Annotated in this window: 23 protein-coding genes; 8 read left to right on the top strand and 15 right to left on the bottom strand. The window is 57.7% G+C overall.

Going from position 1 to position 26165, the window contains the following annotated elements:
- Nucleotides 1-108 precede the first annotated feature (108 nt).
- The 6 genes from ACR0B5_RS15225 to ACR0B5_RS15200 all read left to right on the top strand — a co-directional run bounded on the left by ACR0B5_RS15225 (nucleotide 109) and on the right by ACR0B5_RS15200 (nucleotide 6570).
- Entirely contained in the window at nucleotides 109-1236 is a 1128-nt protein-coding gene (locus tag ACR0B5_RS15225; RefSeq protein WP_480541514.1) for a Hint domain-containing protein, read from the top strand.
- A 252-nt stretch (nucleotides 1237-1488) separates the two neighbouring features.
- The gene (locus tag ACR0B5_RS15220; RefSeq protein WP_480541512.1) at nucleotides 1489-2550 is read left to right on the top strand and encodes a glycosyltransferase family 4 protein; all 1062 of its coding nucleotides are present in this window, start codon (nucleotides 1489-1491) and stop codon (nucleotides 2548-2550) included.
- Complete coding sequence (locus ACR0B5_RS15215; protein WP_480541510.1) at nucleotides 2547-3329, top strand: FkbM family methyltransferase; 783 nt, start codon at nucleotides 2547-2549, stop codon at nucleotides 3327-3329. Before ACR0B5_RS15220 ends, ACR0B5_RS15215 begins: the two co-directional genes overlap by 4 nt.
- 213 nt (nucleotides 3330-3542) lie before the next feature.
- The gene (locus ACR0B5_RS15210) at nucleotides 3543-4505 is read left to right on the top strand and encodes an HlyD family secretion protein (protein ID WP_480541508.1); all 963 of its coding nucleotides are present in this window, start codon (nucleotides 3543-3545) and stop codon (nucleotides 4503-4505) included.
- Nucleotides 4502-5428, top strand: coding sequence for an ABC transporter ATP-binding protein (locus tag ACR0B5_RS15205; protein ID WP_480541506.1), 927 nt, complete (start codon nucleotides 4502-4504; stop codon nucleotides 5426-5428). The genes ACR0B5_RS15210 and ACR0B5_RS15205 overlap by 4 nt, the downstream gene beginning before the upstream one ends.
- Nucleotides 5425-6570 (top strand): ABC transporter permease, encoded by a 1146-nt coding sequence (locus ACR0B5_RS15200; RefSeq protein ID WP_480541504.1) that lies wholly within the window; start codon nucleotides 5425-5427, stop codon nucleotides 6568-6570. The genes ACR0B5_RS15205 and ACR0B5_RS15200 overlap by 4 nt, the downstream gene beginning before the upstream one ends.
- Before the next feature lie 104 nt (nucleotides 6571-6674).
- Here ACR0B5_RS15200 and ACR0B5_RS15195 read toward each other — a convergent pair whose 3' ends face one another.
- From ACR0B5_RS15195 to ACR0B5_RS15165, 7 genes are all read right to left on the bottom strand, one after another.
- On the bottom strand, nucleotides 6675-7547 hold the full coding sequence (locus tag ACR0B5_RS15195) for an NAD(P)-dependent oxidoreductase (RefSeq protein ID WP_480541502.1): 873 nt from the start codon (nucleotides 7545-7547) through the stop codon (nucleotides 6675-6677).
- 15 nt (nucleotides 7548-7562) lie between these two features.
- The gene (locus ACR0B5_RS15190) at nucleotides 7563-8525 is read right to left on the bottom strand and encodes a 2-hydroxyacid dehydrogenase (RefSeq protein WP_480541500.1); all 963 of its coding nucleotides are present in this window, start codon (nucleotides 8523-8525) and stop codon (nucleotides 7563-7565) included.
- Between the two features lie 4 nt (nucleotides 8526-8529).
- Nucleotides 8530-8724 (bottom strand): hypothetical protein, encoded by a 195-nt coding sequence (locus ACR0B5_RS15185; protein WP_170380356.1) that lies wholly within the window; start codon nucleotides 8722-8724, stop codon nucleotides 8530-8532.
- Nucleotides 8725-8740: 16 nt separating this feature from the next.
- Nucleotides 8741-10084: an amidase gene (locus ACR0B5_RS15180; RefSeq protein WP_480541498.1), complete on the bottom strand. Its 1344-nt coding sequence runs from the start codon at nucleotides 10082-10084 to the stop codon at nucleotides 8741-8743.
- On the bottom strand, nucleotides 10081-11445 hold the full coding sequence (locus ACR0B5_RS15175) for a TRAP transporter large permease (RefSeq protein ID WP_170380354.1): 1365 nt from the start codon (nucleotides 11443-11445) through the stop codon (nucleotides 10081-10083). The genes ACR0B5_RS15180 and ACR0B5_RS15175 overlap by 4 nt, the downstream gene beginning before the upstream one ends.
- On the bottom strand, nucleotides 11438-12046 hold the full coding sequence (locus ACR0B5_RS15170) for a TRAP transporter small permease subunit (protein ID WP_170380353.1): 609 nt from the start codon (nucleotides 12044-12046) through the stop codon (nucleotides 11438-11440). Before ACR0B5_RS15170 ends, ACR0B5_RS15175 begins: the two co-directional genes overlap by 8 nt.
- Before the next feature lie 82 nt (nucleotides 12047-12128).
- Entirely contained in the window at nucleotides 12129-13223 is a 1095-nt protein-coding gene (locus ACR0B5_RS15165; protein WP_170380352.1) for a TRAP transporter substrate-binding protein, read from the bottom strand.
- Between the two features lie 246 nt (nucleotides 13224-13469).
- Between ACR0B5_RS15165 and ACR0B5_RS15160 the strand changes: the two genes are divergently transcribed.
- On the top strand, nucleotides 13470-14303 hold the full coding sequence (locus ACR0B5_RS15160; protein WP_480541496.1) for an IclR family transcriptional regulator: 834 nt from the start codon (nucleotides 13470-13472) through the stop codon (nucleotides 14301-14303).
- 53 nt (nucleotides 14304-14356) lie between these two features.
- Here the strand turns inward: ACR0B5_RS15160 and ACR0B5_RS15155 are convergent, their stop codons facing one another.
- The 8 genes from ACR0B5_RS15155 to ACR0B5_RS15120 all read right to left on the bottom strand — a co-directional run bounded on the left by ACR0B5_RS15155 (nucleotide 14357) and on the right by ACR0B5_RS15120 (nucleotide 25110).
- Nucleotides 14357-15793 (bottom strand): sulfatase-like hydrolase/transferase, encoded by a 1437-nt coding sequence (locus tag ACR0B5_RS15155; RefSeq protein ID WP_480541494.1) that lies wholly within the window; start codon nucleotides 15791-15793, stop codon nucleotides 14357-14359.
- A gap of 4 nt (nucleotides 15794-15797) precedes the next feature.
- Nucleotides 15798-16586, bottom strand: a complete 789-nt coding sequence (gene phnX, locus ACR0B5_RS15150; RefSeq protein WP_480541492.1) for a phosphonoacetaldehyde hydrolase — start codon at nucleotides 16584-16586, stop codon at nucleotides 15798-15800.
- 14 nt (nucleotides 16587-16600) lie between these two features.
- Nucleotides 16601-17788: a 2-aminoethylphosphonate--pyruvate transaminase gene (locus ACR0B5_RS15145; RefSeq protein WP_480541490.1), complete on the bottom strand. Its 1188-nt coding sequence runs from the start codon at nucleotides 17786-17788 to the stop codon at nucleotides 16601-16603.
- 96 nt (nucleotides 17789-17884) lie between these two features.
- A complete protein-coding gene (locus tag ACR0B5_RS15140) occupies nucleotides 17885-19819 on the bottom strand; it encodes an ABC transporter ATP-binding protein (protein ID WP_480541488.1) in 1935 nt (644 codons plus the stop codon).
- On the bottom strand, nucleotides 19819-20973 hold the full coding sequence (locus ACR0B5_RS15135) for an ABC transporter permease (RefSeq protein ID WP_480541486.1): 1155 nt from the start codon (nucleotides 20971-20973) through the stop codon (nucleotides 19819-19821). The genes ACR0B5_RS15140 and ACR0B5_RS15135 overlap by 1 nt, the downstream gene beginning before the upstream one ends.
- Nucleotides 20974-20983: 10 nt before the next feature.
- A complete protein-coding gene (locus tag ACR0B5_RS15130; protein WP_480541484.1) occupies nucleotides 20984-21976 on the bottom strand; it encodes an ABC transporter permease in 993 nt (330 codons plus the stop codon).
- An 89-nt stretch (nucleotides 21977-22065) separates the two neighbouring features.
- The gene (locus ACR0B5_RS15125) at nucleotides 22066-24117 is read right to left on the bottom strand and encodes an ABC transporter substrate-binding protein (protein WP_480541482.1); all 2052 of its coding nucleotides are present in this window, start codon (nucleotides 24115-24117) and stop codon (nucleotides 22066-22068) included.
- 93 nt (nucleotides 24118-24210) lie between these two features.
- Nucleotides 24211-25110 (bottom strand): LysR substrate-binding domain-containing protein, encoded by a 900-nt coding sequence (locus ACR0B5_RS15120; RefSeq protein ID WP_170641236.1) that lies wholly within the window; start codon nucleotides 25108-25110, stop codon nucleotides 24211-24213.
- A gap of 263 nt (nucleotides 25111-25373) precedes the next feature.
- Here ACR0B5_RS15120 and ACR0B5_RS15115 point away from each other — a divergent pair, with 263 nt between their 5' ends.
- Nucleotides 25374-26150, top strand: a complete 777-nt coding sequence (locus tag ACR0B5_RS15115; RefSeq protein ID WP_480541480.1) for an HAD-IIB family hydrolase — start codon at nucleotides 25374-25376, stop codon at nucleotides 26148-26150.
- Nucleotides 26151-26165: the final 15 nt, after the last annotated feature.

The raw sequence follows: 26165 nt of genomic DNA, 5'->3' as shown, positions 1-26165 counted from the left end.
GACGTCAGGGGCGAATTTTTCACAAAATGAACGAATTTCTGTCTTGAAGAAGCAAGGGTTTACGCGTCTACGGAAGGAAAACAGGTTACAGGTTGAAACGAGACTTGAATGCCAGATTTCAGCATCGTCGGCGGCGCATCCACCACATTTACCGACACAACCCCCGGCGGGGGGTTTGTCATCGACTTCAGGCTGCTCGACAACAGCTTCAGCGTGCAGATCAACGGTGTTGATCTTTTTGTCGGCGGCCCCGCCGGAGCACCCAATGAGCTACAGTTCCAGATTAGCGGGACCTCAGGTCAAACCGTGCGATTTGCAGATGGCGACCGGTACGAGGTGAATACGCCCGCCGTTTGGCAACTTCAAAACTCGGACACTGATCCTGTTGTCCGGCTCGAGGTGAACCCAGACGGTACCATCGCCCTGTTCGGCGTGAAGTCCAACGATGGCGCGCTTGTTCCGCTGGAATTGTTCAACGGCCTATCCGTCAACACCGACGCAATCGCCGCCGCCTGGAACGAGGATGGTGACAACACCATCGAAATCGATCAGGTCGTGACCGGCCCGACCAATGCGAGCGGTGAATTCGAGGATGTACCCTGTTTTGCATCAGGAACACTGATCGAAACATCAGAGGGGTTTATCCGGGTCGAGGACCTGAAGGTCGGTGATCAGGTCCTGACATATGACAACGGGCTGCGGCCGGTTTGCTGGATTGGCTCTCGTTACCTGAGCCAAAGCCAACTTGAGGACAAGCCTCATCTCAAACCCATTGTGATCAGGGCGAATGCGCTGGGTCCTGGCTATCCGCAGCGCGATCTGATCGTGTCACCTCAGCACCGAATATTGGTTTCCTCCACTATCACCAAGCGGATGTTCGACTGTCAGGATGTCCTGCTACCCGCGAAGAAACTGCTGCCGCTGAGCGGTGTAGATGTTCTGGGCGACCCGTCTGATGGCGTTCGGTATCATCACATCCTGTTCGATCAGCATGAGATCATCTGGTCCAACGGCACGCCCACGGAAAGCCTCTTTCTGGGGCCACTGACCATGCAGGCCATCTCGCCCGAAGCGCGGCAAGAGATCAAAGAGCTGTTCCCGGAATGCGCGGCGGTTGATTTTCGACCGCTAACGGCAAGGTTGGTGCCTGGAAAGGGCAGGTGGATTTCGAAGCTTGTCGAGCGTCACCGTGGGAACCGCAAACCCCTGTTCGACGGTCAGGCTGCTCATAACTGAGCAGGGACCCCTGCCCCGGCAACCGTGCGCTTGGCCCAGGCCCGGGTTGCTGACAGAAAAGGGTTGCTATCACCCCCATCATCAAGCAAGCCTGCAGACGCCGAGCATTCTATTTCGTTGGATGCAGTCGATAACAGACCCTTTAATTTGGGTAGATATGAGCCAAGTGACAGTTTCGCCGAACCCCAGAATGAAACACGCCACGCCCGCCCAAGACGAAATCGGCAGGTCCATGTGAACGGCGGAAATCCTGTGCAGGTCCTCAACATTCCGACCGCCGACGGAAACCCCTATCAGCGCAATTTGATTTATCGCTGCGCGGCGGACAGGGTCGAGTTTGTCGGCGGCGGCAAAGGCGCACTTCTGAGTTTGAATGCGACCAAACACCCAGTGACCCATCTGCATTGGGATGACCGGATCTTTGGCCGTGATGCCGATGCACAAAAGAACACGGACCTTTTGCACAAGGCGGAACTGTCGATTGACAGCTACCGCGCGCAGGGCGGTCGGTTGGTCTGGACCATTCACAACGCCCGCCCGCACAAAGTGATCAGCCTTGGCGGTTTTCGCCAAGCCCGCCAATCGCTGGTCAAACGGGCCGACGCCATCCACGTTCACGCCCCCCATGCCCGCGATCACATGATCTCGGAATACGGGGCCGACCCGAGCCGTATTCATGTGATTTCCCATCCAAGCTACCTCGGGTCGTACGAGCCGCAAAGCATCACGCTGGCGCGCCCTATGCCGGATCGCAGACCAACCACATTTTTGTTCTTCGGAATGTTTCGAGGAGAAAAAGGGGCAGAGCGCATCCGGGACGCCGCCGCTAAGCTGACAAAGCGGGACTATGACTATAGTCTGAACATGTACGGCAAGGCTTTCGGCAGCCAAAGACGGTTGCTGAGGCGCCTAGGCTGGAATGAGAACATTTCGCTCAGAACCGACCGTATCCCGGATGAGGAGATCCCCGAAATCTTCTCGAACGCGCATTTCTTTCTAGCCCCCTATTCCGAGCTGTTCAGCTCGGGCACTGTTTCTCTGGCCTTGAGTTTCGGATTACCTATCATCGGCCCTGCCCTGCGCGAAATGAAGGAAATCACGCCGCCGGAACTGCATGAGACAACACTCTATGACCCAAGCTTGCCCCGAGGGTTGATCCGCGCCATGATCCGATCGCTGCAGATGGAAACCTCAGAGTATCAGAGGCTGCGACAGGCCTGTTTGAACCATGCGCAAATGCACGCGCCCGAGGTGATAAGCCCCAAGCTGATGAACATCCTTCTTGAACACCAACCAGACCGGCCCACGACATGACACGTTCGACACCTCGCCTGTTCCTTCGTCACTTGCGTGAGCTGGGGGTAGACCTAGCACCAAAAGAGCCGGGCGCCGAAATCCGACCGCGCAAGCTGTTTCGTGCCTTGTCGCGCCGTGGGTTTGAAATCGAACAGACCAAACCAACCGCCGCAGTTTTGCGGGGCTTCGGGTTTCAGCCTGAATCCGTCATCGATATTGGCGTAGATCAGGGCACCCCGATGATCTACGACGCCTTTCCGCAAGCAAAGTTCCTGCTTGTGGACCCGTTGATCGAATCCCAGCAAAGGGTCCAAAAATACGAAGGCAAACTGGAATTCCAGTTCGAATGCTGCGCCCTAGGTCCCGAAGACGGCAACATCACAGTCAACATCCCCTCAACGGCCACGAAAACTCGCACAAGCCGAGCAACGGCCATGGAGTTCGAAGGGCGGAACAAAGCCCAGTTCGCATCGTTTGAAACGCGCGAGGTTCCAATGCGCAAGCTGGACAGTCTGACGGCGGACCTGCAGGGCCCGATCGGCATAAAGATTGATACCGAAGGGTTCGAGTTGGAGGTCATGAAAGGCGCAACCGAAACCCTGAAAAGAACCGAATTTGTGTTGGCCGAAGCGAATGTAAAACGGCGTTATGTGGGTGGATACAGGTTCTCAGAGCTGGTCTCTTTCATGGGTCAGAACGGGTTTGAAATTCTGGATTTCCCCAGACCCATTCGTCAGGAGTCTGATGACTGCGATGTTCTTTTCGCCCGCTATGACAGCGCGCGTTTTGACTTTTGATGCTTTTGAGAACCCCATTGATCCAACACTGCCGAAGGCATGGCAGGTAAATGGTGTGTCAGGACAAGCTTAAGGTTTGAAACCGGCACAACGCATCGCATGATCGGTGCGGTCTTCGCGGAAGGCTAGACAACATATACAATTCCGATTTCATGATTGTATGGTTCAACAAACCGTCCAACTCGAGCAGAGGTTAACACCCGGAGGGACCCCGTGCTGAATTTGTCGATCCCCATACCTATGATATTGGCCGCAATACTGCCTGCGGTTCTGGACCGATGCTCTGCCTCGGATACGAGTGTAGCCCTTGGCGTACTGGCACGCGACCGCGTCGCATTGACCGCGACGGCCAGCGAAATCATCGTCGATCTACCCGCTGCCGAAGGTTCGGTCGTCATGGCCGGAGACACGCTGGTTCAACTTGATCCCACATTACAGACCGCAAAGCTGAACCTGGCGCAAGCCGAACTGGAAAAAGCAAAAGCCACGCTTTTGAAGCTGCAGGTTGGGCCGCGCGAGGAAGAAATCGCGATTGCCCAAGCCAAGGTCGCCGGAGCTACCGCGCGATTGGCCGATGCTGAAGCAATCTATGAACGCAATGCCCGTTTGGTGGAAAACTCGGTCGTGACCGAGGCGCAGGTCGCAAATGATCTGGCCTTGCGGGACTCGGCGCGGGCTGAATTGGTCGGTGCTCAGGAAACGTTGAAAGAGCTTCAGAACGGCACTCGTCCCGAAGATCTGGCCGTCGCCGAAGCCAACGTCCGCGCAGCCGAAGCGTCGGTCGATGCGGAACAGACCGTCTTGGAGGACCTGACCGTTGTTGCAACGCGCGACGGCGTGTTGGATTCGCTGCCCTGGAACCTTGGCGAACGGGTTACAACCGGCAGCCCGGTGGCCGTTCTGGTCACGGGGCAAACTCCCTATGCCCGCGTCTATGTGCCCGAACCGCATCGCGTGAACCTGAAACCCGGCGATACGCTGAAGGTGAATGTCGATGGGCTGGATGACCCGCTGGACGGCGTGGTCCGTTGGATCAGCGATGACGCGTCCTTTACGCCCTACTATGGCTTGAACCAAGATGACCGAACGCGGCTTGTCTATCTGGCCGAGATTGACCTGCCCACCGCGTCGCCGGATCTGCCAGCCGGCGTTCCAGTGCAGGTTCCCATGCCATGACAGATGTCGTCGTATCGACACGCGGCCTGACCCGGCAGTTTGGAACAAACACCGCCGTCAACGATCTGGATCTTGAGATTAGAACAGGCCAGATCTACGGGTTTCTTGGCCCCAACGGCTGCGGCAAGACCACGACCATGCGCATGTTGACCGGGCTACTGACACCGACCAGCGGATCCATCTCGGTTCTGGGTCGATCTATGCCTGAGGCGGCTGAACCGCTGAAGAATGAGATCGGGTACATGACCCAGATCTTCTCCTACTACCGCGACCTGACGGTACTGGAGAACCTCAGGTTCGCCGCAGAAATCTACGGTATCCCGGCAAAAGCAGCGAAAGATCGGATTGACGAGCTGCTACACACTTACGACCTGACGACCAACGTAAATCAACTCAGCGGCAGCATGAGCGGAGGGCAGCGGCAAAAGCTGGCCCTTGCGGCCACGATCCTTCACCGGCCAAAACTACTTTTTCTGGACGAGCCGACCTCAGCCGTTGATCCCGAAACACGCCGCACATTCTGGGAGCAATTGTTCGATCTGGTCGATCAGGGTGCCACCATGATCGTTTCCACCCATTTTATGGATGAGGCCGAGCGCTGCCACCGTCTGGCCATCCTTCAGCATGGTGTCAAGAAAGCGGACGGATCACCGCGCCAGCTTATGAATGATCTTCAAGCCGACGTTGTCGAGGTCGAAGGCCCGGATCTGCGCAAGGTCAAACATGAGCTGGACGGCACACCAAAGACACTGTCGACCGCTCAGGTCGGCTCTCGCTTGCGGGTTCTGGTGGACAAGTCCGAACCCCAGCCGGTGGACATGCTGCGCGCCCGGCTCGAGGGGTTTTCCGATCTGTCTCTGACACCCCAGAGGCCAAATCTCGAGGATGTCTTTGTCAGCGCCACGCGGGGGGAAGACCCATGATCTCGGCCCGCCGGATCGCAGCCGTCCTTAGGAAAGAGCTGTTGCAACTGCGTCGGGACAGGATGACCTTCGCCATGGTCATCATGATCCCGCTGATCCAGCTTTTGTTGTTCGGATACGCGATCAACACCAATCTGCGCCACGTGCCTGTGGCTGTGGTCGATCAATCCCAAACCGAGCTATCCCGAATGTTGACTCAGATGGTTCAGGCCACACAGGTCGTAACCGTCACCGAGCAACTGACAACGCCACAAGAGGCCGAGCGCGCTATCACGCAATCCCGCGTGCGGGCCGCACTGATCATCCCTGCAGACGTCAGCCAGCGCCTTGCCCGCAGCCCCTCTGTCGGGCTGGGCTTGCCCAATTCGACAGATCAAACCAGCAGTCGACCCGTCGCGCATTGGATCGTCGATGGCTCGGACACGATGGTGGCAAGCGCGATCAAATCCCTGCGGACGATGCCCTTGACCGAACTGCTAAGGCTGCATCCTAACCGGCAGGTTCCGACATTTGAGGTGACGCTGTACTTCAACCCCGAACAGCGATCCGCGGTCAATATCGTGCCAGGTCTTGTGGGGGTGATCCTGACGATGACGATGATCCTGTTCACCTCGGCCGCGATCGTTCGGGAACGCGAACGCGGGAACATGGAGATGCTGATCAACACGCCGATCAAGTCGATCGAGTTGATGCTGGGCAAGATCATTCCCTACATCTTTCTGGGCCTGATCCAGGTCGCGATCATTCTGGGGCTCGGGCATCTTCTGTTTGACGTCCCCATTAACGGAGGGCTGGGCACATTGCTGGTGGTGACGCTGCTGTTCATCATCGCCAGCCTCTCGCTGGGGCTGGTGATTTCCACGCTGGCCCAGAACCAGCTTCAGTCGATGCAGATGACCCTCTTTATCCTGCTGCCGTCCATCCTGATGTCCGGGTTCATGTTTCCGTTCGACGGCATGCCTCAACCGGTTCAGATCATCGCACAGGTGTTGCCGGCCACGCATTTCATGGAAATGATCCGGGGCGTGGTTCTGCGCGATGCCTCTCTCTATGATCTGCGCTCGGAGATCCTGTGGATGATCGGCTTTGCCATTTTCGGATTGCTGGCAGCAACGCTGAGGTTCAAAAAGCGCCTGGGCTAACGAACCATCTGGCGCTTGAACTGCGTGTCAGGTAAATCGCCGCCCTACCTCGGTTTGCTTTGCAAGCGCTCAGCCGGGAGGCGTGGAAATCGGAGGCGTGTTGTTCAATCCAAGGCCCGAAGTCTTTTTAGCAAAGACGAGGTATCCCAGCGGCCACCGCCGAGTTTCTGCACGTCCTTGTAAAACTGATCGACCAGCGCAGTCACCGGAAGGCTCGCCCCAGTTTCATTTGCAGTATCAAGACAAATCCCCAGATCTTTGCGCATCCAATCTACGGCAAACCCGTGGTCAAAGTGGTCGTCCAGCATCGTCTCATACCTGTTCGCCATCTGCCAGCTTCCGGCTGCGCCCTGACTGATAACCTCGACGACCGCGCGCCCGTCCAGACCCGCTTTCTCGGCGAAATGCAGGGCCTCGCTCAAGCCCTGAACCAGACCGGCGATCGCAATCTGGTTGCTCATCTTCGTCATCTGACCCGCACCGCTTTCGCCAATCCGACGACAGATCTTCGAATAGACCTGCATGATCGGCTCGGCCGCATCGTATACAGACTGATCCCCGCCGCACATGATCGAAAGGACACCGTTCTCGGCCCCGGCCTGACCGCCCGAAATCGGCGCGTCTACAAAGCCCAAACCCTGATCCTTCGCCGCCGCATACAACTCGCGCGTGACTTTCGCCGAAACGGTTGTGTGGTCCACGAGCGTGGTGCTTTGCGACATCCCGGAGAACGCTCCGTCCGCACCCGTGCAAACGCTGCGCAGGTCATCGTCATTCCCCACACAGGTCATGACAAATTCTGCCCCCTCAGCCGCCTCGCGCGGGGTTGCGGCCATCGAGCCACTATGTTCGGCAACCCAGGCTTCGGCTTTGGCTGCCGTCCGGTTGAAAACCGTCACGTCGTGGCCTGCAGCCTGCAAGTGGCCTGCCATCGGATAGCCCATCACCCCCAAGCCAAGAAAAGCAAGTTTAGCCATTAGTTGAGTCCTCTACTACAAAAGATCTCGCGGTGTTTGACCCGCAAAAAAGGCGTCCAGATTGTCCAAAGCACGAAAGCCCATAGCGTCTCGGGTTTTGGTTGTGGCGCTGCCGATATGCGGCAACATGAAGATGTTTTCATGCGCGGCGAATTTCGGATTGCCACCCGGCTCAGTCTTGAAGCAATCAAGCCCAGCAGCGGCCAGCTTGCCGCTTTCGATCGCGTGCAGCAGCGCGTCTTCGTCAACAAGCGCGCCCCTTGCCGAGTTCACAAGTATTGCGCCGTCTGGCAGCCTTGCCAGGTTTTCAGCATCCATCAGATTCACAGTTTCAGGTGTTGCGGGACAATGCAGCGATAGGAAATCCGCCACAGTCAACAACGTGTCGATGCTGTCGTGGTATGTCGCGGCTTGCTCTTGTTCAGGTGACAGGCGGCTGCGGTTGAAATAGTGAATCTCCATATCGAAACCGCGCGCCTTTTCTGCGAACGAGCGGCCCACACGACCCATACCGACAATCCCAAGCCGAGCGCCCGTGAGCTGTTTGCCGACCATGAAGGACGGGCTCCAACTGTCCCAGGCACCGGTGCGCATCAGGCGATCCCCTCGAACCGCATGCCGCGCGGCACCCAGCATCAGCAACATCGCAAGCTCGGCCGTGGCGTCCGACAGCACGTCGGGCGTGTTTGTCACAACAATCCCCTTCGCCGCCAGCGCCGGAAGGTCGCAATGATCTACGCCCACTGAGTGGTTCGCCAAAATCTTCAGCCTTGGATTGAGCTTTGAAACGACCTCGGCCGAGAAATGTTCCGAGTGACAGGGCATCATCGCGTCGACCTTCGCGCTCATAGCGATGATCTCGTCTGCAGTGCCTGGCGTGTCGGCCTCGTTCAGGATCACGTCATAGCCTTGTCGTGCGCGCGCAATCGTGGCATCGGACACCCGACGCGGTAGCCAGAGAACGGGTCTATCGCTCATTGGGTCAGTCCTTTTTGATCGCGTCTTCCCAGAAATTGTACAGCGCAAGGGCTATGACGAAGACCGCAATACACAAGAACGGAAACCCGCCCCAGAACCCGGCGAAACCGGTCGAGATACTGTGGGCAAGCCCGAGAACGAACACCATCATCAGGCCGGTACCGATGAGGCCCATGAGAATATTTGTCAGTCGTGACATAGGATTGCTCTCCCTTTTATTCTTGCGTTCTGAGGGTTCTTTGAACCCATGAAGCTGTGCGAAGAAGCCGATCGTCTTCTTCGACCGCGCCGATCAGCTGGACACCAATGGGCAGGTCATTCTGCCCCACCAACAAAGGCAGCGTGAGGCAGGGCAAACCTGCCAGTGTCCAGGTGAGGCAGAAAACGGAATCTCCGGTATGGCCCGCGCTCAGCGGCACGGGTTCGCCGGTTGCTGCCGGGGCCAGGATTGCGTCGAATTCATTGAAATACTCGGCGAAAAAGCCCTGAGCGGACGCCATTACGGCCAAGGCGTCTTCATATTGGGACTCGCTGATATCTCCTCCACGGGTGACTGCGGATTGCATCTCAGGGCTGAGATCCGGCCAATGCGCGTTCGAGATTTCCGCCATGTTCTGGCGAATCTCAAAGTCATAGATCGTTTTGTGAACGGTGATCAGATCGGCCAGTTGCGGCGATACCGAAAAACGCTCGACCCTTTCACCAAGCCCCTCGATAACGGCGTTCAGCCCCTCAAGCGCATCTTCATCAAGGCGGTCGTTGAACGGAAAATCAAGCCAGGCAATGTTCGGTTCGACCGGAACCTCCGCCAGCGCGCCGGACAGCATATCCGCGCGCGGCCGGGCAAAGCTGGCGGGGTCGCGCTGGTCATATCCAGCCACCACATTCGTCAACAAAGCGATATCTTCCAGCGCGTTGGCGAACCCCCCAACGTGGTCCAACGAGACCGACGTCCTGAAAACCCCATGCCGCGAGATCATTCCGCGCGTGGGTTTGAAACCATAGACGCCGCAGTATGAGGCCGGACGGATGACCGAGCCCCCGGTCTGAGTGCCGATGGCCAGAGGCACATGTCTGGCGGCAACGGCCGCAGCCGATCCGCTGGACGACCCCCCTGGTGTTCTAGACGTGTCGAAAGGGTTGGTCGTGTCGGTCGGATGCATGAAGGCAAGCTCGGTCGTCTTGGTCTTGCCCATGATAACGGCGCCGGCCTCGCGCAGGCATTCAACCAGCCTTGCATCTGCCTCCGGCCGTCGACCCGAAAAGATCGGAGTGCCCCGCTGCGTGGGCATGTCTTTTGTGTCGACAATGTCCTTCAGCCCAATGGGAACCCCGTGCAAGGGGCCTGTCGCCCGTCCGGCCTTGCGAATGCGATCCAGCTCATGCGCCTGATCCAGGGCTACGCCCGCATCCAAGTAAGCCCAGGCACGGATCGTGCTGTCGGTCTCTTCGATGCGTTTGAGACAATCCTCAACAAGTGCCTCGGAAGAGATACGCCCGTCCCGAATGCCCTCGACGGATTGAACCGCCGAGAACAATGACAGATCGTATTTGGTCATGGCACCCAGACCCCGAAGAGGTAGTCAGGCAGCCACAGCGCGATGCCCGGGAACTGATACATCAGCACCATGCACAGGATCACAATGGCCAGATAGGGCATCAGACCTCGGAAGATCTCCATCAGCTGGATCTGGTTTTTGAGGACCCCCTTCAAATAGTAGGCCGACATAGCCATCGGTGGTGTCAAGAATGAGGTCTGCAAGTTCAGAGCCACCAGCATCGCGAAGAAATACGGGTTGACGCCAAACGTCTCGAGCATGGGCAGGAAGATCGGCACGAAGATGATCAGAATCTCGGACCATTCAAGCGGCCAGCCCAGCAGGAAGATGATCAACTGCGCAAGCACCAAGAACTGCCAGGGCTGAAGGTTCATACCAACAACCCAATGCTCGATCACGTCATGCCCGCCGAGATAAGAAAAGATCGACGCAAAGGTCCACGAGCCCACAAACAGCCAACACACCATGGCGGTGGCCTTGGCCGTGAGGAACACGCTTTGCTTGACCTTGTCCCAGGTGAGCGACCGGTAGAGCACGGCCAGCACAAGCCCGCCCAAGGCACCCATCGCCGCCGCTTCGGCCGGTGTTGCAAGACCGCCGAGGATTGATCCAAGCACCAGCAGGATCAAAACGGTCAACGGCACGAATGAAATCAGCAGGTCCATGTAGATTTGCCGTTTTGGCGGAACATCATCCTCTTGCGGCTTGGGGGCTAACGACGGGTTCAGCCAGACACGCACCATGACGTAGACGATGTAAAGACCCGCCAGCATGAGGCCCGGAAAGACCGCCGCTGCATAAAGGCGCAGCGGAGAAAGCTCGGCAATGGCGGCGTAGACGATCAACATGATCGACGGTGGTATCAGAATGCCCAACGTGCCACCGGCACAGATCACGCCCGAGGCAAAACTGCGCTGATACCCCGCGTTGGCCATTGCCGGATAGGCCAGCAAACCCATCAGGGTGACAACCGCGCCCACAATCCCCGACGCCGTCGAGAACACCGCACAGGTCAGCAGCGCCGCGATCGCCAGTGATCCAGGCAGGTTGCGGGCTGCCATGTAGAGCGAAAAGAACAGCCGGTCGACGATATTCGCCCTTTCGACCACGTAGCCCATGAACAGGAACAAGGGGATGGCAACAAGCGTGTCATTCTCCATCACCGAATAGGTATTCTGGTTCAGCAGGTAGAAGATGTTGTTGTTGAAGATGTCCGCAATGCTCTCTGGCGCCGACTGGTAATAGGCATAATACCCAAACGCGACGCCCATGGCGAGCAGTGTGAACGCAATCGGAAAGCCCAACAGCACCAGCACAATAAAGAGGCTGAGCATCAGGATGGCGACTTGTGGGTCAGTCATCGCTGCGACCTCCTTGCTTGGTGCCTGTTGTATGAATTCGGTCGACGGTTGATTCCATCAGCATGTCTTCGGTCTCGCGCACGTCATCCAGACGGTCGAGCCAGACGCCATTTCGCATCGCCAGCCAGCATCTTGCCATCTCGGCAAGCCCTTGCAGCATCAGCAAAACACCGGCGACGGGTATCAGAGTTTTGAAGAAATAGATCTGAATTCTGGCGGGGCTGTTCCAGCTGACTTCTTCATAGCGCCAGCTGTCCTTGGCGATTTCCCAGCCGTACCAGAACAGGGCAAACATGCCGGGGAAGAAAAAGATAATATACAGAACGAAATCGACCCGCGCCTGCCAGCGGACCGAGAAAAGGCGGTACAGCACGTCACCGCGCACATGCGCGTCTTGCGCCAGCGCATAGGCCCCGGCCATCAGGAACAGGGCGCCATACATCTGCACCATCATATCGAACGCCCAGACGGTCGGCTTGTTCAGCACGTACCGGACGAACACTTCGTAGGACACCGAAAGTGTCAGTATTAGGATGCACCAACCGAAGGCTTTGCCGACCCATTGGCTTAGCCCTTCGATGGCGTGGATTGTCTTGATCAAGGTCAGTTCCTCGCCTGTTCCGCCCGCAGTTCAGAAAGCCGCGCACCAGCGCGACCTTCCGTTTTCAAAGAGTTGTCAGGCCTCAGCCGAAATAGTGCTTGTACGCCAGCTTGTAGTCCGGCTGGTTGAGGTTGAGGTAGTTCATGACAGTCTTCGCATAGGCCTTCTGGCTGTCGACGACCTTGGCAAAGAACGGATCTTCGTTCGAGATCCTTTCGACCACAACATCCCAAGCCTCAAGCTGGGCCTGCATCACGCTGTCAGGCGTGCGATACACGTTGACGCCTTGCTCTTCGGCCAGCGTTACCAGATCGTCAGCGTAGCGCTTGGTGTTGTTCCAGTAGAAATTCGAGTTTTCGGCCTCGGACGCGTATTTCAGGATCGCTTGAAGCTCGGGCGCAAGCGCGTTGAACTTGTCCTTGTTGAACGTGACCTCGAAGAACTCCTGGCTCTGGTGGAACGAGGCCAGGTGATAGTGTTTGGACACGTCCTGCATACCAAAGTCGCGGTCGGATGTGGGGTTGTTGAACTCGGCCGCATCAATCAGGCCGGACTTCATCGCGGGCTGGATCTCGCCCCCGGGCAGCTGCACAACGGACATGCCCATCTCAAGCAGAACATCTGCCGCAAGACCGACTGTGCGATACTTCAGACCGTTCATCTGATCCGAGCTTGTGATTTCCTCTTTGAACCAACCCAATGGCTGTGCGGGCATGGGCGAGTTGAAGAATGAAACAACGTTCAGGCCAAGGATGCCCATCAGCTCGTCAAACAGTTCCTGACCGCCGCCATAGTTCACCCAGCCCAGAACCTCCTGGCTGGACCAGCCAAAGCACGGACCCGTCCCGAACAGCGATGCTGTCTTGGATTTCGAGTACCAGTAGGCCGGAACGTAATGCGCCGCGTCCAGAACGCCGCGGTGGACCGCGTCCTGCATCTGGCTGGTTTTCACAACCGAATTCACAGGCAGAAGTTCGATCGTCAGTTTGCCACCGGACATTTCATTGACGCGGTTGACGTAGGATTGAGCGTTCTCAAGAAAGATGCCGCCGCCCCAGGCTGCCTGCATCTTCATTGTCGTTCCTTCCTGCGCATGGACAGCCGGAGCAGCAAGCGCACCAGCACCTACAACAGCGGACCCACGCAGAAAGTTTCTGCGGTTCAAAGATTTTGTCATGTTTCCTCCCTAGACTGGGCCGTCGCCGATATCCCTTCGGCATTGGCACCAAACCCGCCCTCCAGCGGATAGAATCTACGATAAGCCAGATTCGCGATTTTTCAAAATATTTTGGAAACTCTTTCATTTTGAGCGTCAAAATAAGAGCAACTAATTGATTTTGCGTTATTTATTATTTTCATTTTTTTGCACTTGCGAACAAGCTAGACTCTTTTCACAACAAGCCAGATGACAAACGCGCCAAAAATGAACGAACCAAAGACAGTTGCAAGACGCGGACGGCCGCGCCTGAAAGCGAATGAAGAAAAGCCCGCAGGTTCTCTGGTCGGGGCGCTGGATCGTGGGATTCGTGTCCTGATTGCCGTCGCAGATGCCCGGGGCGCGACGCTTGTCGACATCGCAAGAACGACAGGCATTCCAACGGCAACGGCGCACCGGCTTCTGACCACGCTTCAACAGCGAGGCATGGTGGTTAACGATGCCGAACATGGTAAGTGGCGCGTCGGACCGCAGGCTTATCGGATCGGCAATACGTTTGAAGAAGCCTCGAATTTGCTGGAAGTCGCGCCAGCCGCGATGCGCAAGCTGTCCAAGGAAACCGGAGAGACCGTGAACCTCGCCATCGAGGAAGGTGGGCAGTTGCTGTATCTGATTCAGGTGGAATCCGAAAACCCGATCCGCGCCTCGATCAAGAACGGAACCGCAGCTTACTTTCACACATCCGGTGTCGGCAAAGCCATCATGGCGTACATGGACGAGGCGGCACTTGAAAAGCTGTTGGCCCCGCTGACACTGGTTCAGCAGACGCCCAACTCGATTACGGACAAACAACAGCTCAAAGACGAGCTGCAGACATCCAGGCAAAGAGGATGGGCAATCGACGATGAAGAGCGTTTTCCAGGCCTACGCTGTATCGCGGCGCCTGTCTTCGACTCGTTGGAGAATGTCGTCGCTGGCGTTTCAGTATCAGGGCCCATCACCAGATTCCCCGACAACAAGCTTGAAACCTTGGCCGCGTCGGTTGTTGAGACTGCGGCAAGCATTTCTGAAAAGCTCCGGAATTCCTCACCTCAGAGTTAATTTCTTTGCTTTTTCAACCGTATTAAGTTTTGGGGGCAGGACCCTAGGTCACCTCAGACCAAGCCTTTTCTCAACCTGTGTGACAGCGCCTCAGCCCGCAGGTGATGCAGTCGGGGCAGATCTTCCCGCGCGAGATTCCGGGTGCAATCGGGATCATTTTCGACATCAAAAAGCATCGGCTCAATATCCGTCGCGAAATGCGCAAGCCGGTATCCGTCTTTCTCAAACGCGATTGTGCGGCAATGCTCGGGCGGGCACTGCCATGCGGTTTCAAAGCGCCCGTGGCCGTTCTCCGATCCAAGCTCAAGCTCGACCATGGCTTCCTGCCCGTAGGGTCGGTCAGGCGCCAAGAGGTTGCTGCCCTGCATCTCGGAGGGCGAAGCTGCCCCAAGCGCCGACAGAACCGTTGGGGCCACGTCAATCGACTGGGTCAATGCGTTGATATCTTCAGGCTCAAGATCCGGATGCCAGAACATCAGGGGCACGTGGGACGCAGCGCGAAACGGGGTCTGTTTTCCCCAAAGGCCAAGATCACCCAGCATCTCTCCATGATCGGCGGTCAGCACGATCAGCGTGTCTTCCAACTGACCCACATTTTGCAACCACTCAAAAAGTCGACCGATATGGTGATCGACCTCGGCGGCCAGCCCCAGATAGGTGGACCGGCACAGCGCGATCTGCTCCGGCGTCATTGCGTCTTGCTGTCCGTCAAAACCCCAGAACATGTCCGTGCCGCTTGGACGGGAATGATAGGCCTCAAAGAACGGATGCTCAAAAGTGGCCTCAACCGGTGGCGGGATGTCCTGCGGGTTGATCAAATCGTTGTACGGCGCGGGGGCAACAAACGGAGGATGCGGCCGGATATAGGTGACCATGGCAGACCATGGCTGTGATTTGCGCACGTCAAGATGTGCCAAAACCCGGTCGGTCAGATACGCGGTATCACTGTCCTGCGCGTCATAGAGTGCTGGCCCTCCGAGCATGTCATTCTGAGGTCTGTAAAGCGCGGTCAGGTCGCCCGCATCCGGCACGTCATAACCACGCGATCTGAGATGGGCGAGCCACTCCCACGCTTCCTCACGCATCTCGGTGACCTCGGTGATCCCCGGGATCGGCCCTGTGTAGGACAGATGCGCCGGGTCATTCGGGTGCAAGCCTCTGGGATCAGGCTGCGTATCCGTATAGCCGAACAACAATAGCTCTCGCCCGATGGAGCGCAGAGCCGTTGCAAGGTTGGGGATATCGCGCCGCAGCGGAACGCCGTTCTGAACCGATCCGTGGTTCATGGCGTATTGGCCCGTCAGCAGGCTTGCACGGGCCGGACCGCAGGGCACCACAACCGTATGATGGTTGCGGAAATGCACCGCTCGCGCAGCCAAAGCGCGAATGTTGGGCAGCGGCACATGCTGGCCCAAAGCGCCCGCTAGAAGGTCCGCGCGGAACTGATCGATGACGATGAACAGCAAATTGCGCGGAGCCTTCTTCAGCATGGGGTCAACCCTCTGCGCTGTCCAGTTCACGGATCAGCGCGGGCAGATCGGCAACCGTGTCGATCACATAGTCCGCACCAGCGTCCTTCAGGATCTTGGTCGCATGCTGGCGCAGCGCGTCAACCTCTTCTGCGGACAGAGCAGCCAGTTCCTCCGGTGTCTTGCCCACTGCGTTGCCGGACAGGGATACGCCCACGGTCAGACAGCCTGCAGCGACACCCTCTTTGATGCCCGGCTCGGTGTCATCGACCTTGATGATCGCCGCAGGCGGGTAGGCCACCAGATCGACCATGCATTTATACATGCCCAGCGGGCCGGGGCGGCCTTCGGGCAGGTCGTCGGAACAGACCAGATTGTCCGGCTCATAGCCTTGAGCGGCGGCAACCGGCAGGACGTTCTCCATGATCGAGCGGGTGTAGCCCGTGGTCGATCCGATCTTGAGGCCCATGGACCGCAGATCGTCAATCGCAGCTTTGCCACCCGGAACCAGATCCGCATAGTCGGCAGCGACTTTTTCGTTCATCGGCACGAAGATCTCATAGACCTTGTCGACATCCTGATCGGTTGGCGCGTTGCCGTATTTCGCCTCCCACTGAGCGGCGATTTCGGGCATATCCATCATGGTGCGGATGTGATCCCATTTGGGCGCGCCCATCGGTGCGCGGGCCTGTTCGATCGTGGCTTCGATATCGAACTTGGCGAAAGCCTTCACAAACACGCCCATCGGCGCGAATGATCCGAAATCGACCATTGTCCCCGCCCAATCAAACACGGCGGCTTTGAATTTGCTCATTGTCTTTCCTTTCGTCAGGCAGGTTCAACCTGTTTCTGTTTGAGTGTTTCGTCCGAGGGTCTGGCACTGTCGACCCCCATGTCACGCAGCACCTCGGCTGCGGTGTCAACGACCGCTTGCATCACATGCGCATCGACTTGTCCGATGTGGCCAATCCGGAAGCTTTCGGCTGCTGTGAGTTTGCCGGGATACAGGATAAATCCGCGCGCTTTCATGCGGTTATAGAAATCCGGAAACGCAAAACTCGGATGACCGGGGCAGAAGAAGGTGGTGATGATCGGCGACAGCCACTCATCGTCCAGCAATGTGACAAAGCCCAGCGCGCGCATCCCTTTGACCAGCGTCTTGCGGTTCTCAAGATACCGCGCGCCCCGTGCGGCGACGCCGCCCTCGGCCTCATGCGCGCGCAGTGCTTCGACGAAAGACGCAACCACATGCGTGGGCGGGGTAAAGCGCCACTGGCCCGTCTTCTCCATCGCGGCCCATTGGGCGTGAACATCCAGGCTGAGCGAATGGCTATTGCCTTCCGCCACCTTGATCGCATCTGTTTCGACGATCACAAAACCAAAGCCTGGCACGCCTTCGATGCATTTGTTGGCCGAGCTGACCATGGCCTGAAACGGGATCACATGCGGCTCGAGCGGAACAGCACCGAAGGCCGACATGGAATCAACCAAAAGCTTGCGGCCAGCCGCTTGCGTGGCGTCAGAGATCTCTTGCAGCGGGTTGAGGATGCCCGAGCTGGTCTCGCAATGGATGGCCAGCACATGCGTGATCGCGGGGTCGGCCTGCAAAGCCGCGGCCACCTGATCCCCGCGCGGCGGCAAATAGTCCCCCATGTCGATTACGGCGTAGTCACGGCCAAGATAACCCAGAGTCTGTACCGCTCGTTTGCCATAGGCGCCGTTGCACAACACCAGCACCTTGCCGTCTTTGGGCACAAAGCTACCCAGCATCGCCTCGACCACGTAAGAGCCGCTGCCCTGCAAAGGCACACAGTCATAGCGGGCTTTGTCCTTCCCCAGAATATCCAGCAGGCGGCTACGCAACTCAGCCGTCATGGCGCGGAAATCAGCGTCCCAGCTGCCCCAGTCGCGCAGCATCGCCTCTTTCACCGGCAGCGACGTGGTCAATGGGCCCGGAGTCAACAGATACGGTTCACCGAAATGCGGCGATGGCAGTTTTTGGGTGTGATCAATCATGTCATTCATCTTCTATATGAATGGTGCCATAACATAGTTTCGAGCTATGGCTTGGCTACAGTTTTCCAGTGACCCCCGCAAGGGCATTTCGACCGGCTAAGCGGGTTCCAGCGTCTTGGTCCTTTCCGCGGTCACGTGCTGATCCAGATGACAGGCCACGAAATGCCCCTCATCCACCTCTACCAGCTGGATCGGCTCGTCCGAGGGCTGATCAGGGATGCGCAGCGACACCCCGTCCGGGCCAGAGAAGGCAACGGGATGGATCATGTCGCCCTCAAAACGGATCGGTTTGAATTCGGCGTCTGGATCAGGGTGTGGTACGGCGGACAGCAACGCCTTGGTGTAAGGGTGCTGCGGGTTGAAAAAGATCTTGTCAGTCGGGCCATATTCCATGAACCGCCCCCGATACATCACCGCCACCCGGTGCGAGATCTGTGCGACCACCGCTAGGTCATGAGCGATGAACAGGAAGCTGACACCAAGTTCGGCCTGCACGTCCTTTAAAAGCGCGACGATCTCGGCCTGAATCGACACATCCAGCGCCGAAACGCATTCGTCGCAAACAACAAACTTGGGCTTGGAAACCAGCGCGCGCGCAATGCAGATCCGCTGCCGCTGCCCACCGGAGAACGCATGCGGGAAGCGGCGCAGATGCTCCAGATCGATTTTACAACGCGCCGCGATCTCGCGCACCCGCTCGTCGATCTGATCCCGGTCTGTCATCAGGCCCGAGGCCACCAGCGGTTCGGCGATGATATCCCGCACCGTCATGCGCGGGTTCAGTGAGGAATACGGGTCCTGAAAGACAAGGCTCATTTCCGGGCGGAAGCTGCGCAGCAAGTTGCCACCAAGGGTGTGCAACTGAACCGGCCCTTCATGGAACGCCATGTTGATCTTGCTGCGCACCGCGCGCAGCTCAGCCTCGGAGGCGTTGGCAAGATCGATATCGCCCTTTTTCTTGCGGTGAAAGATCACCTCGCCTTCGCTGGGATCAATAGCGCGTAGCATCGCGCGACCAACGGTGGTTTTGCCCGACCCACTTTCGCCGACAAGACCCACGGTTTCGCCCTTGAGGATGTCGAAGGTGATGTCACCAACCGCGCGGACCGTTTCAACCTCGGTTCGGAACAGTTTCTTCTTCCGCACCTCGAACGCGACGCCCAGATTGTGGACGTCAATCAGCTTTCGCGCTTTCTTCAACGGCGCGGGCGGGACGACTTTGTCCAACCGCGGAACCGCGTCCAGCAAGCGCTGGGTATAGGCCTGTTGCGGGTTGTTGATGACCTCGCGCACGGTGCCACGCTCGACAATCTCGCCCTTATGCATCACTGCAATGTCGTCCGCGACCTGAGCGACCACACCCAGATCGTGGGTGATGAAAATCATGCTCATGCCCAGCTCAGCCTGCAGATCACGCATCAGTTGCAGAACCTGCGCCTGAATGGTCACGTCCAAAGCGGTTGTCGGCTCATCCGCGATCAGCAGTTGCGGGCCCGCCGAGAGGGCCAGAGCGATCATGGCCCTCTGGCGCATGCCACCCGACATCTCATGCGGGAACTGATCGACGCGGGCGGAGGGGTTGGTGATGCCGACCTTGTCCAGCATCTCTATCGCCAGCTCACGCGCCAGCCGTTTGTTGAGCCCGCGATGCAGCTGGATCGCCTCCATGATCTGGTTGCCGATGGTGTAGATCGGCGAAAAGCTGGCCATCGGCTCCTGAAAGATCATCCCGATCTCACCGCCGCGGATCACGCCCATCCGCGGGCTATGGGGGCGCACCTTGGCCAGATCGACGGATTTTCCATCTTTCATGATGTAGTTGATCTCGGACCCCTGATTGATGCTGGCAATGCTTGGCAGAAGCTGCATCACCGCTTTGGTCGACACGGACTTACCCGAGCCACTTTCACCCACGATACCCAGCGTTTTACCCTTCTCAAGCGAGAAGGAGACATCGCGAACCGGCTGGATCAGCCCTTCATCGGTGCGGAAAGACAGGGTCAGGTTTTTGACGTCGAGGATGTTTGCCATCACTTCGCCTCCGCATAAGGGTCAGCCGCGTCGCGTAGCCCGTCGCCGATCACTGTGAAGGCGAGAACGGCCACCACGACGAATACGGCGGGAATGAACAGCCATGGGGTTTGCTCAATCGCGCGCACCGATTGCGCCTGTTGCAGCAGAACACCCCACGAGACCGACGGCGGGCGCAGGCCCAGGCCAACGAATGACAGCGCGGTCTCCGACAGGATCATGTAGGGGAACGAGATCACCAGATCGACGATGATGAAGCTGGTGAAGCTTGGCAGCATGTGCTGACCGATGATGCGCTTGGGGCGCGCGCCGGCCAGTCGGGCCGCAACCACATAGTCTTCGTTCCGGATCGACAGAAGCTGAGACCGGATGCGCCGTGCCAGTGTCGGCCAGCCAAAAAGGCCAAGGATCAGTGTCATCGCAAAATAGACCTGTGTGGTCGACCACTCCTTGGGCATGGCGGCCGCCAGTCCCATGTAAAGCGGGATGATGGGCACAACCCGGATCACCTCGGTCACGCGCTGGATGATGTTGTCGATGAGGCCGCTGAAATACCCGGCAAACCCGCCGATGATCAGCGCCAGCACGAATGAGATCAGCACCCCGATCACACCAATCGAAAGAGACGTCCGCGTGGCATAGATGGTGCGCGAGAACACATCCCGCCCCAGATCATCCGTGCCCCAGAAATGGATCTTGGCGTCCGGGTTCTGCAAGCCGATCAGGTGGCGGTCGGTTGGAATAAAGCCCAGAACTTTAACCGGTTCGCCTTTGACGAACAGCCCCAGATAGTTGCGCACCTCGGGATCGGGCACCGAGACGGCCCGCAGGGTCACCGGATCACGCTCGGTCTTGGTGCCGTTGACAAAGGGCACGACAGAGCATCCGTTGTCATCGCAAAAGCGCGGGATTTGCGGCGGTCCTTCGATATAGGACGTATCGCGCGTGACCGGGCCATAGGGGGCGACGATCTCGGCAAACAAACCGGCCAGCGCCATCAGCCCCAGCACGATCGAAGCATACATCGCAGCGCGGTGCTTTTTGAAGCGCCACCAGATTAGGGTCCATTGCGAGGCCGAGTAGTATTTCAGCAGCTGCTGACGTTCTTTTTCCGCAGCCCGACGCTGAGCCGGGGTCATTTCGGGATCTGTCATATCGGTAATGTCACACCCCCAGCTTGATGCGCGGGTCAAGCCACGCCAACAGCAGATCGGAAAGGAAATTCATGAACACGATGGCAAAGGTCAGCATCAGCAGGATCGCGCCTGCAACGTTCATGTCGAGGTCGAGATACGCTTTCAGCAGCAGCTCACCCAGTTCGGTCAGGCCCAGAACCACGGCCACGATCGGCAACTCGGAAAAGATCCGGTTTACGTCAAACCCGATGGTCGAGACGACCGGGTTGATCGCCAGCCGGGCCGGGTATTTGATCAGCAGCTTCCGCTCGGGCACACCGCGCGCGCGGGCTGCGGTGACAGACAGCTTGTTCAGCTCATCCGACATGGTCGCGCGCACGGTCTGAATTTGGTAGGCCACTGCCGACCAGGCCAGAACCACGGCAGGCAACCACAGGTGTTTGAGCATGTCCCAGACCTTGGCCACGCTCCACGGGGCGTCCTGATACTGGGCCGAGAACAAGCCGCCGATATCCGCACCGAACCAGCGGTTGGCGAAATACAGCATAACCAGCGCCAGCAGAAAGTTCGGCAGCGCGAGGCCCAGATACGAGAAAATCGTCAGACCATAGTCAATGGCCGAACCGCGCCGCACGGCCGCGTAGATCCCAACGGGAATCGAGATCAGATAGGTCAGGATCAGCGTCGCGAACAGGATGCCTGCGGTCAGCCAGACCTTGTCACCGATCACCTTTGTGACCGAGGTTTCAAAGGCAAATGCCTGCCCGAAATCCCAGCGCAGAACGATACCGCCAATCCAGTCGAAATACCGAAGCAACATGGGCTTGTCCAAACCCAGCTCCTGACGGATGGCCTGCACATCGGCCTCAGTTACGTTGACCCCGGTGCCCGAGTATTTCCGAAACGCGTAGCGGTCGGCGTAGTCTCCGGGCGGGATTTCCATGATCAGGAACACCATCATCGACACCAGAAGCATCGTGATGGCCATTCCTACTAATCGTTCGGCGGTGAATCTGAGCATGCGTCTGTCCCGAGATTGCAGCTTGGACTGCAAACTCCGGGGCGTCTGCTGCAAACGCCCCGGAGGAAAATGTCAAACCCGTATGGGGGTTACTGTTCCAGCCACCACTGCGAGGGGCGGTAGGGGTAGGTCCAGTAGAAGTCGTAGGTTTTCGACTTGATGGGTTTGACGTTCTGCAGGTCGTTGCGCCACAGGAAGGGGGCAACGATGTCACCGACGGTGCCGATCTTCAGCATGTTGTCAGTGTGGATCTTAACGATTTCTGCACCGATTTCATTGCTGGTGTCCGAACCGAACTCAGCCTGTATGAACCGCTCGCTCAGATCCCACAGCTTTTGGATATCGGCTGGGGGTTCAACACCTTCGGCCCCATCGGTCTGTTTCCATGTGGCCCATTTGGCACCGGTGCCCGGGTTGAAGAAGTCACCAAAGGGCGGCACGAAAACGGTGGTATCCTGCGAGATGGTCGGGCCGGCATTGCCGTCATATTTCCAGGTGGTCAGGTCCAGATCGTTGTTGTTGCCCGAGGCGCGGTATTCGTCCGAGGTGACCTCTTTCAGGTCGACGCGCACGCCCACGGCGGTCCAGTAGTCCCGCACCAGCTCCATCATTTTCACCGGCACACCCTGCGAGGAATAGACCAGGCGAATGACCAGAGGCTTGCCGTCCGGGCGTTCCAACGTGCCGTCGCCGTCGCTGTCGCTCAGGCCCATTTCGGCCAGAAGGGCCTTGGCGCCCTCGACGTCATAGGCGATGTCCTTGTTCAGCACGTCATCCGAGATGAACGACACGGTCTTGGGCTCGGCCGGAACACCCTGCATCGGAGTGCCTTGACCCAGATAGACGATCTCGTTGATTTCGTCGCGGTTCATTGCCAGCGACATGGCACGGTTGAAGCGCACATCGTTGAAGATTTCGCGCAGCACTTCGTCGTTGTGGGTGCGGTTGAACGAGAAGAACACGTTTTCACCCAGAGTCGGCGCGAACTGGATTGTGTAGGCGCCTTTGGCTTCGTTCTCTTTCAGCAGCGGGAAGTCTTCGAGGAAGATCGCCTGCTGTTTCCAGACCACCTCTCCGTTCATGACCTTGAGGTTCTGAACTTCCTTGTCGCTGACATAGCTCTCAACGATTTCGTTGATATAGGGCAGCTGGTTGCCCGCAGTGTCGACCTGGTGGAAATAGGGGTTCGCCACCAGTTTGCGGCCTTCCGAGGTCTCTTCGACAACGATGTGGCTTTCCAGGGTCGGCACAACCGCGCGGCCGATGGCAGCAGCTTTGTCAGCGTCTTTCAGCAGCGGCGAGGGAACGTCTTTCCAGTCCGAACCGCCATAGTAGAAATCAACTGCTTCGGCCCCATTGGCGAAACCGTATTCCTGCGCCAGCGCATCGGCGTTTTCGTTGTATTTGGGCATGAACTGACCCAGAAAATGCTTAGGCTGGAACGGCTGGCCATAATCGACGGCAAAACGGTTCAGAATGCCCGGCGTCGGCACCGGGAAGGTCATGCGGACGGTCACATCATCAACCGCCTCAACCTTGATCGGCTCGCCTGCAAACATCCAGCGATCCGGGGTTTTTTCCAGAATGTCGGTGTTCAGCAGCAGATCATTGTACCAAAAGGCAACGTCTTCGGCGGTGAAGGGTTCGCCGTCAGACCATTTGTGGCCTTCACGCAGCGTGATCGTCAGAACGGTTTTGTCTTCGTTCCAGTCCCACGCCTTGGCAACGTTGGGAACAACCGTCTGCAGGTCATCCGCATAGCGCACAAAGTTCACATGGCGCACAGATAGAAGGTCCGACGTACCCGACTCGGTCGCTTTCGAGATGCCGGTGATCGCGCCGCCATACTGGCCGATGCTGTCATAGGGCATCACGACCAGAGGCTCGGTCGGCAAACGGTCTGCAACAGCGGCTAGGTCGGCGTTGCCAAGTATTTTGCCGTTCAGGTCGGCAATCGCTGGGTTTTCCGAGAATTCCAGGGTGCAGGATGCAGCCGATTGCAGCTCGGCCAGTTCCAACTGCTGCGGGAAAGCGGGCTCCAGCCCCATTGGATCAGCGACGGTGGCGCCAGGGCAATTTGCCAGCGCGGGAACCGCAATCATCGTCGCGGCAGTGGACATCAGAATATTACGGATCGTCATGACAACCTCCAGGTTTGTTCGACGACCCGGTTAAGGGGCTATTGTAACAGTTTAATAATGAATAAGGGTTTATAGCTTTAAACTATGTTACTCCTATTCGCCAACGCTCTCCAAAGTTTCTTGTGTAATTTCATAAAATTGCCGGACAGTGGCCGACGCAGCCATCGCCGGCATCGAAACCAAAAACTGATGAGCGCTTAGTTTTTGATCGTTTATTGGGATGAATTTCAGATCCTTGTCTGCGGCCACCAACTCCGATTCGAAGCCTACCCCCTCGCCCACGCCAGCCCGAACCAGAGAGGTGATCGACCCCCAGGAGCCGAGGCCCAGAATGGTATCCGGCGCGATACCAGCCTCAGATGCTGCGCGTTCGAAGATTTGACGCGTACCGGCATTTGGCTCCCGCTGTATCAGTCTCAGTTTCGCGACATCCGCCCAACTAAGGGTTTCGACGTCTCGCAATGCACCTTCGTTTTGGGCCACTATGCCGATCCGAAACGAAGCTACCTTTTGGCAATGCATCGTCTCCAGCGGTTCGAGCGCGGTGATGAAGGCGACATCCAAATCACCGGTGCGCAGTAAGGGCATCAGGTCGAGGCTGGCCATAGCGCGCGCATTCAGGGTGACACCCGGATGGGTCTGGATAAATCGGGCAATTGGAGGCATGGCGATCTGATAGGTTGAATAGCCCACCCAAAAACTGCCCGACTTCAGGTCTTTCCGCGCGCCAATCGCCAGGTCGACCTCGGACTTCAACGCCAGCAGAGCCTTGATCTGCGGGCGCAGTGTTTCGAACATTTCGGTGGTTTCAATCCCCTTGTTGCCCCGCCGCAAAAAGCGACACTCGGTTTGCCGCTCCAAGGCGACGATCAGGTTTGAAACCGTGGGTTGAGAGACGCCCAACTCTTCTGCCGCAGCTGTGAAACTGCCGGTGCGGGCAACCGCCTCAAGCGCTTTGAGCTGGCGGATGCTCGGTTCTACATTGCTGGGCATGGTTGGCGTCCTTCGCTCGCGCTGTCGTGCAGGTGATCCGGAACGGGCACAAAGTTCGATGCCCGGATACACTTTCCTAGCTTTATCCGTTTTCCTTTCCCGCGCGTCCAGTGCACATGGGAGCGGGCTAAGTTAGGTATTGCCGGCCTAGTTTGCCTATTTTTTCAGCTATCATGCTTGTCTGCTGATTTTTTAAACACTAAATCCGCATGTTCTTCTGATTTGAGATGTAGCCGCGCAATCTCGGATGCTAGTCAGAAGCCATGCTCCAACGCCTGCCACTTCTGGTTTTCTCCGATCTCGATGGTACTCTGCTGAACCATCAAGACTATAGCTGGGACGCCGCACAACCCGCGCTAAAGCGGCTTCGGGACATTGGCGCGGGGCTCGTGCTAGCCAGCAGTAAAACCGCTGCCGAGATTATTGGCTTGCGCCAAGCCATAGGCTTTTCGAACATGCCGTCGATCGTCGAAAATGGGGCTGGCATTCTGACACCGGGCCACCCAAAAACCGATGGACCCTCTGAATATCTGAACATTCTGAATATCCTGCAACACCTCCAACCCGGCTTTCGCGGTTTTGCAGATATGAGCGTGCAGGAGGTGAGCGACAGGACCGGTCTTGATCTCGTCGAGGCAGAGAAAGCCCAGGATCGGCATTTCAGCGAACCGGGCGTGTGGGAGGGCGCGCCAGAGGATCTTGATACGTTTATCTCCGAAGCCGGGTGGTGCGGTCTAAAAGCCAGGCAAGGCGGTCGATTTCTCACTTTGTCGTTTGGAAAGACCAAAGCGGATGCCATGTCCGACCTGATCCGCCAGTTGAAGCCGGAAAGAACCATCGCTCTCGGCGATGCGCCGAACGATCTGGAAATGATCCTTGCCGCCGACACCGGTGTCGTTGTCGCAAACCGGCATGGTGCATCCATTCCGGTCCAGGCGCTCGAAGACGAGCAGCGGATATTCAGAACCACACGCGAAGGCCCCGAAGGCTGGGCCGAGGCCATTCTGACCCTTACCGCAGCCGATCACAAAGACAGTTAACCAAGACAGGCAGCC

This window comes from Ruegeria sp. AG1, from assembly GCF_056541705.1.
This window is presented reverse-complemented; position numbering and strand designations above follow the sequence as displayed.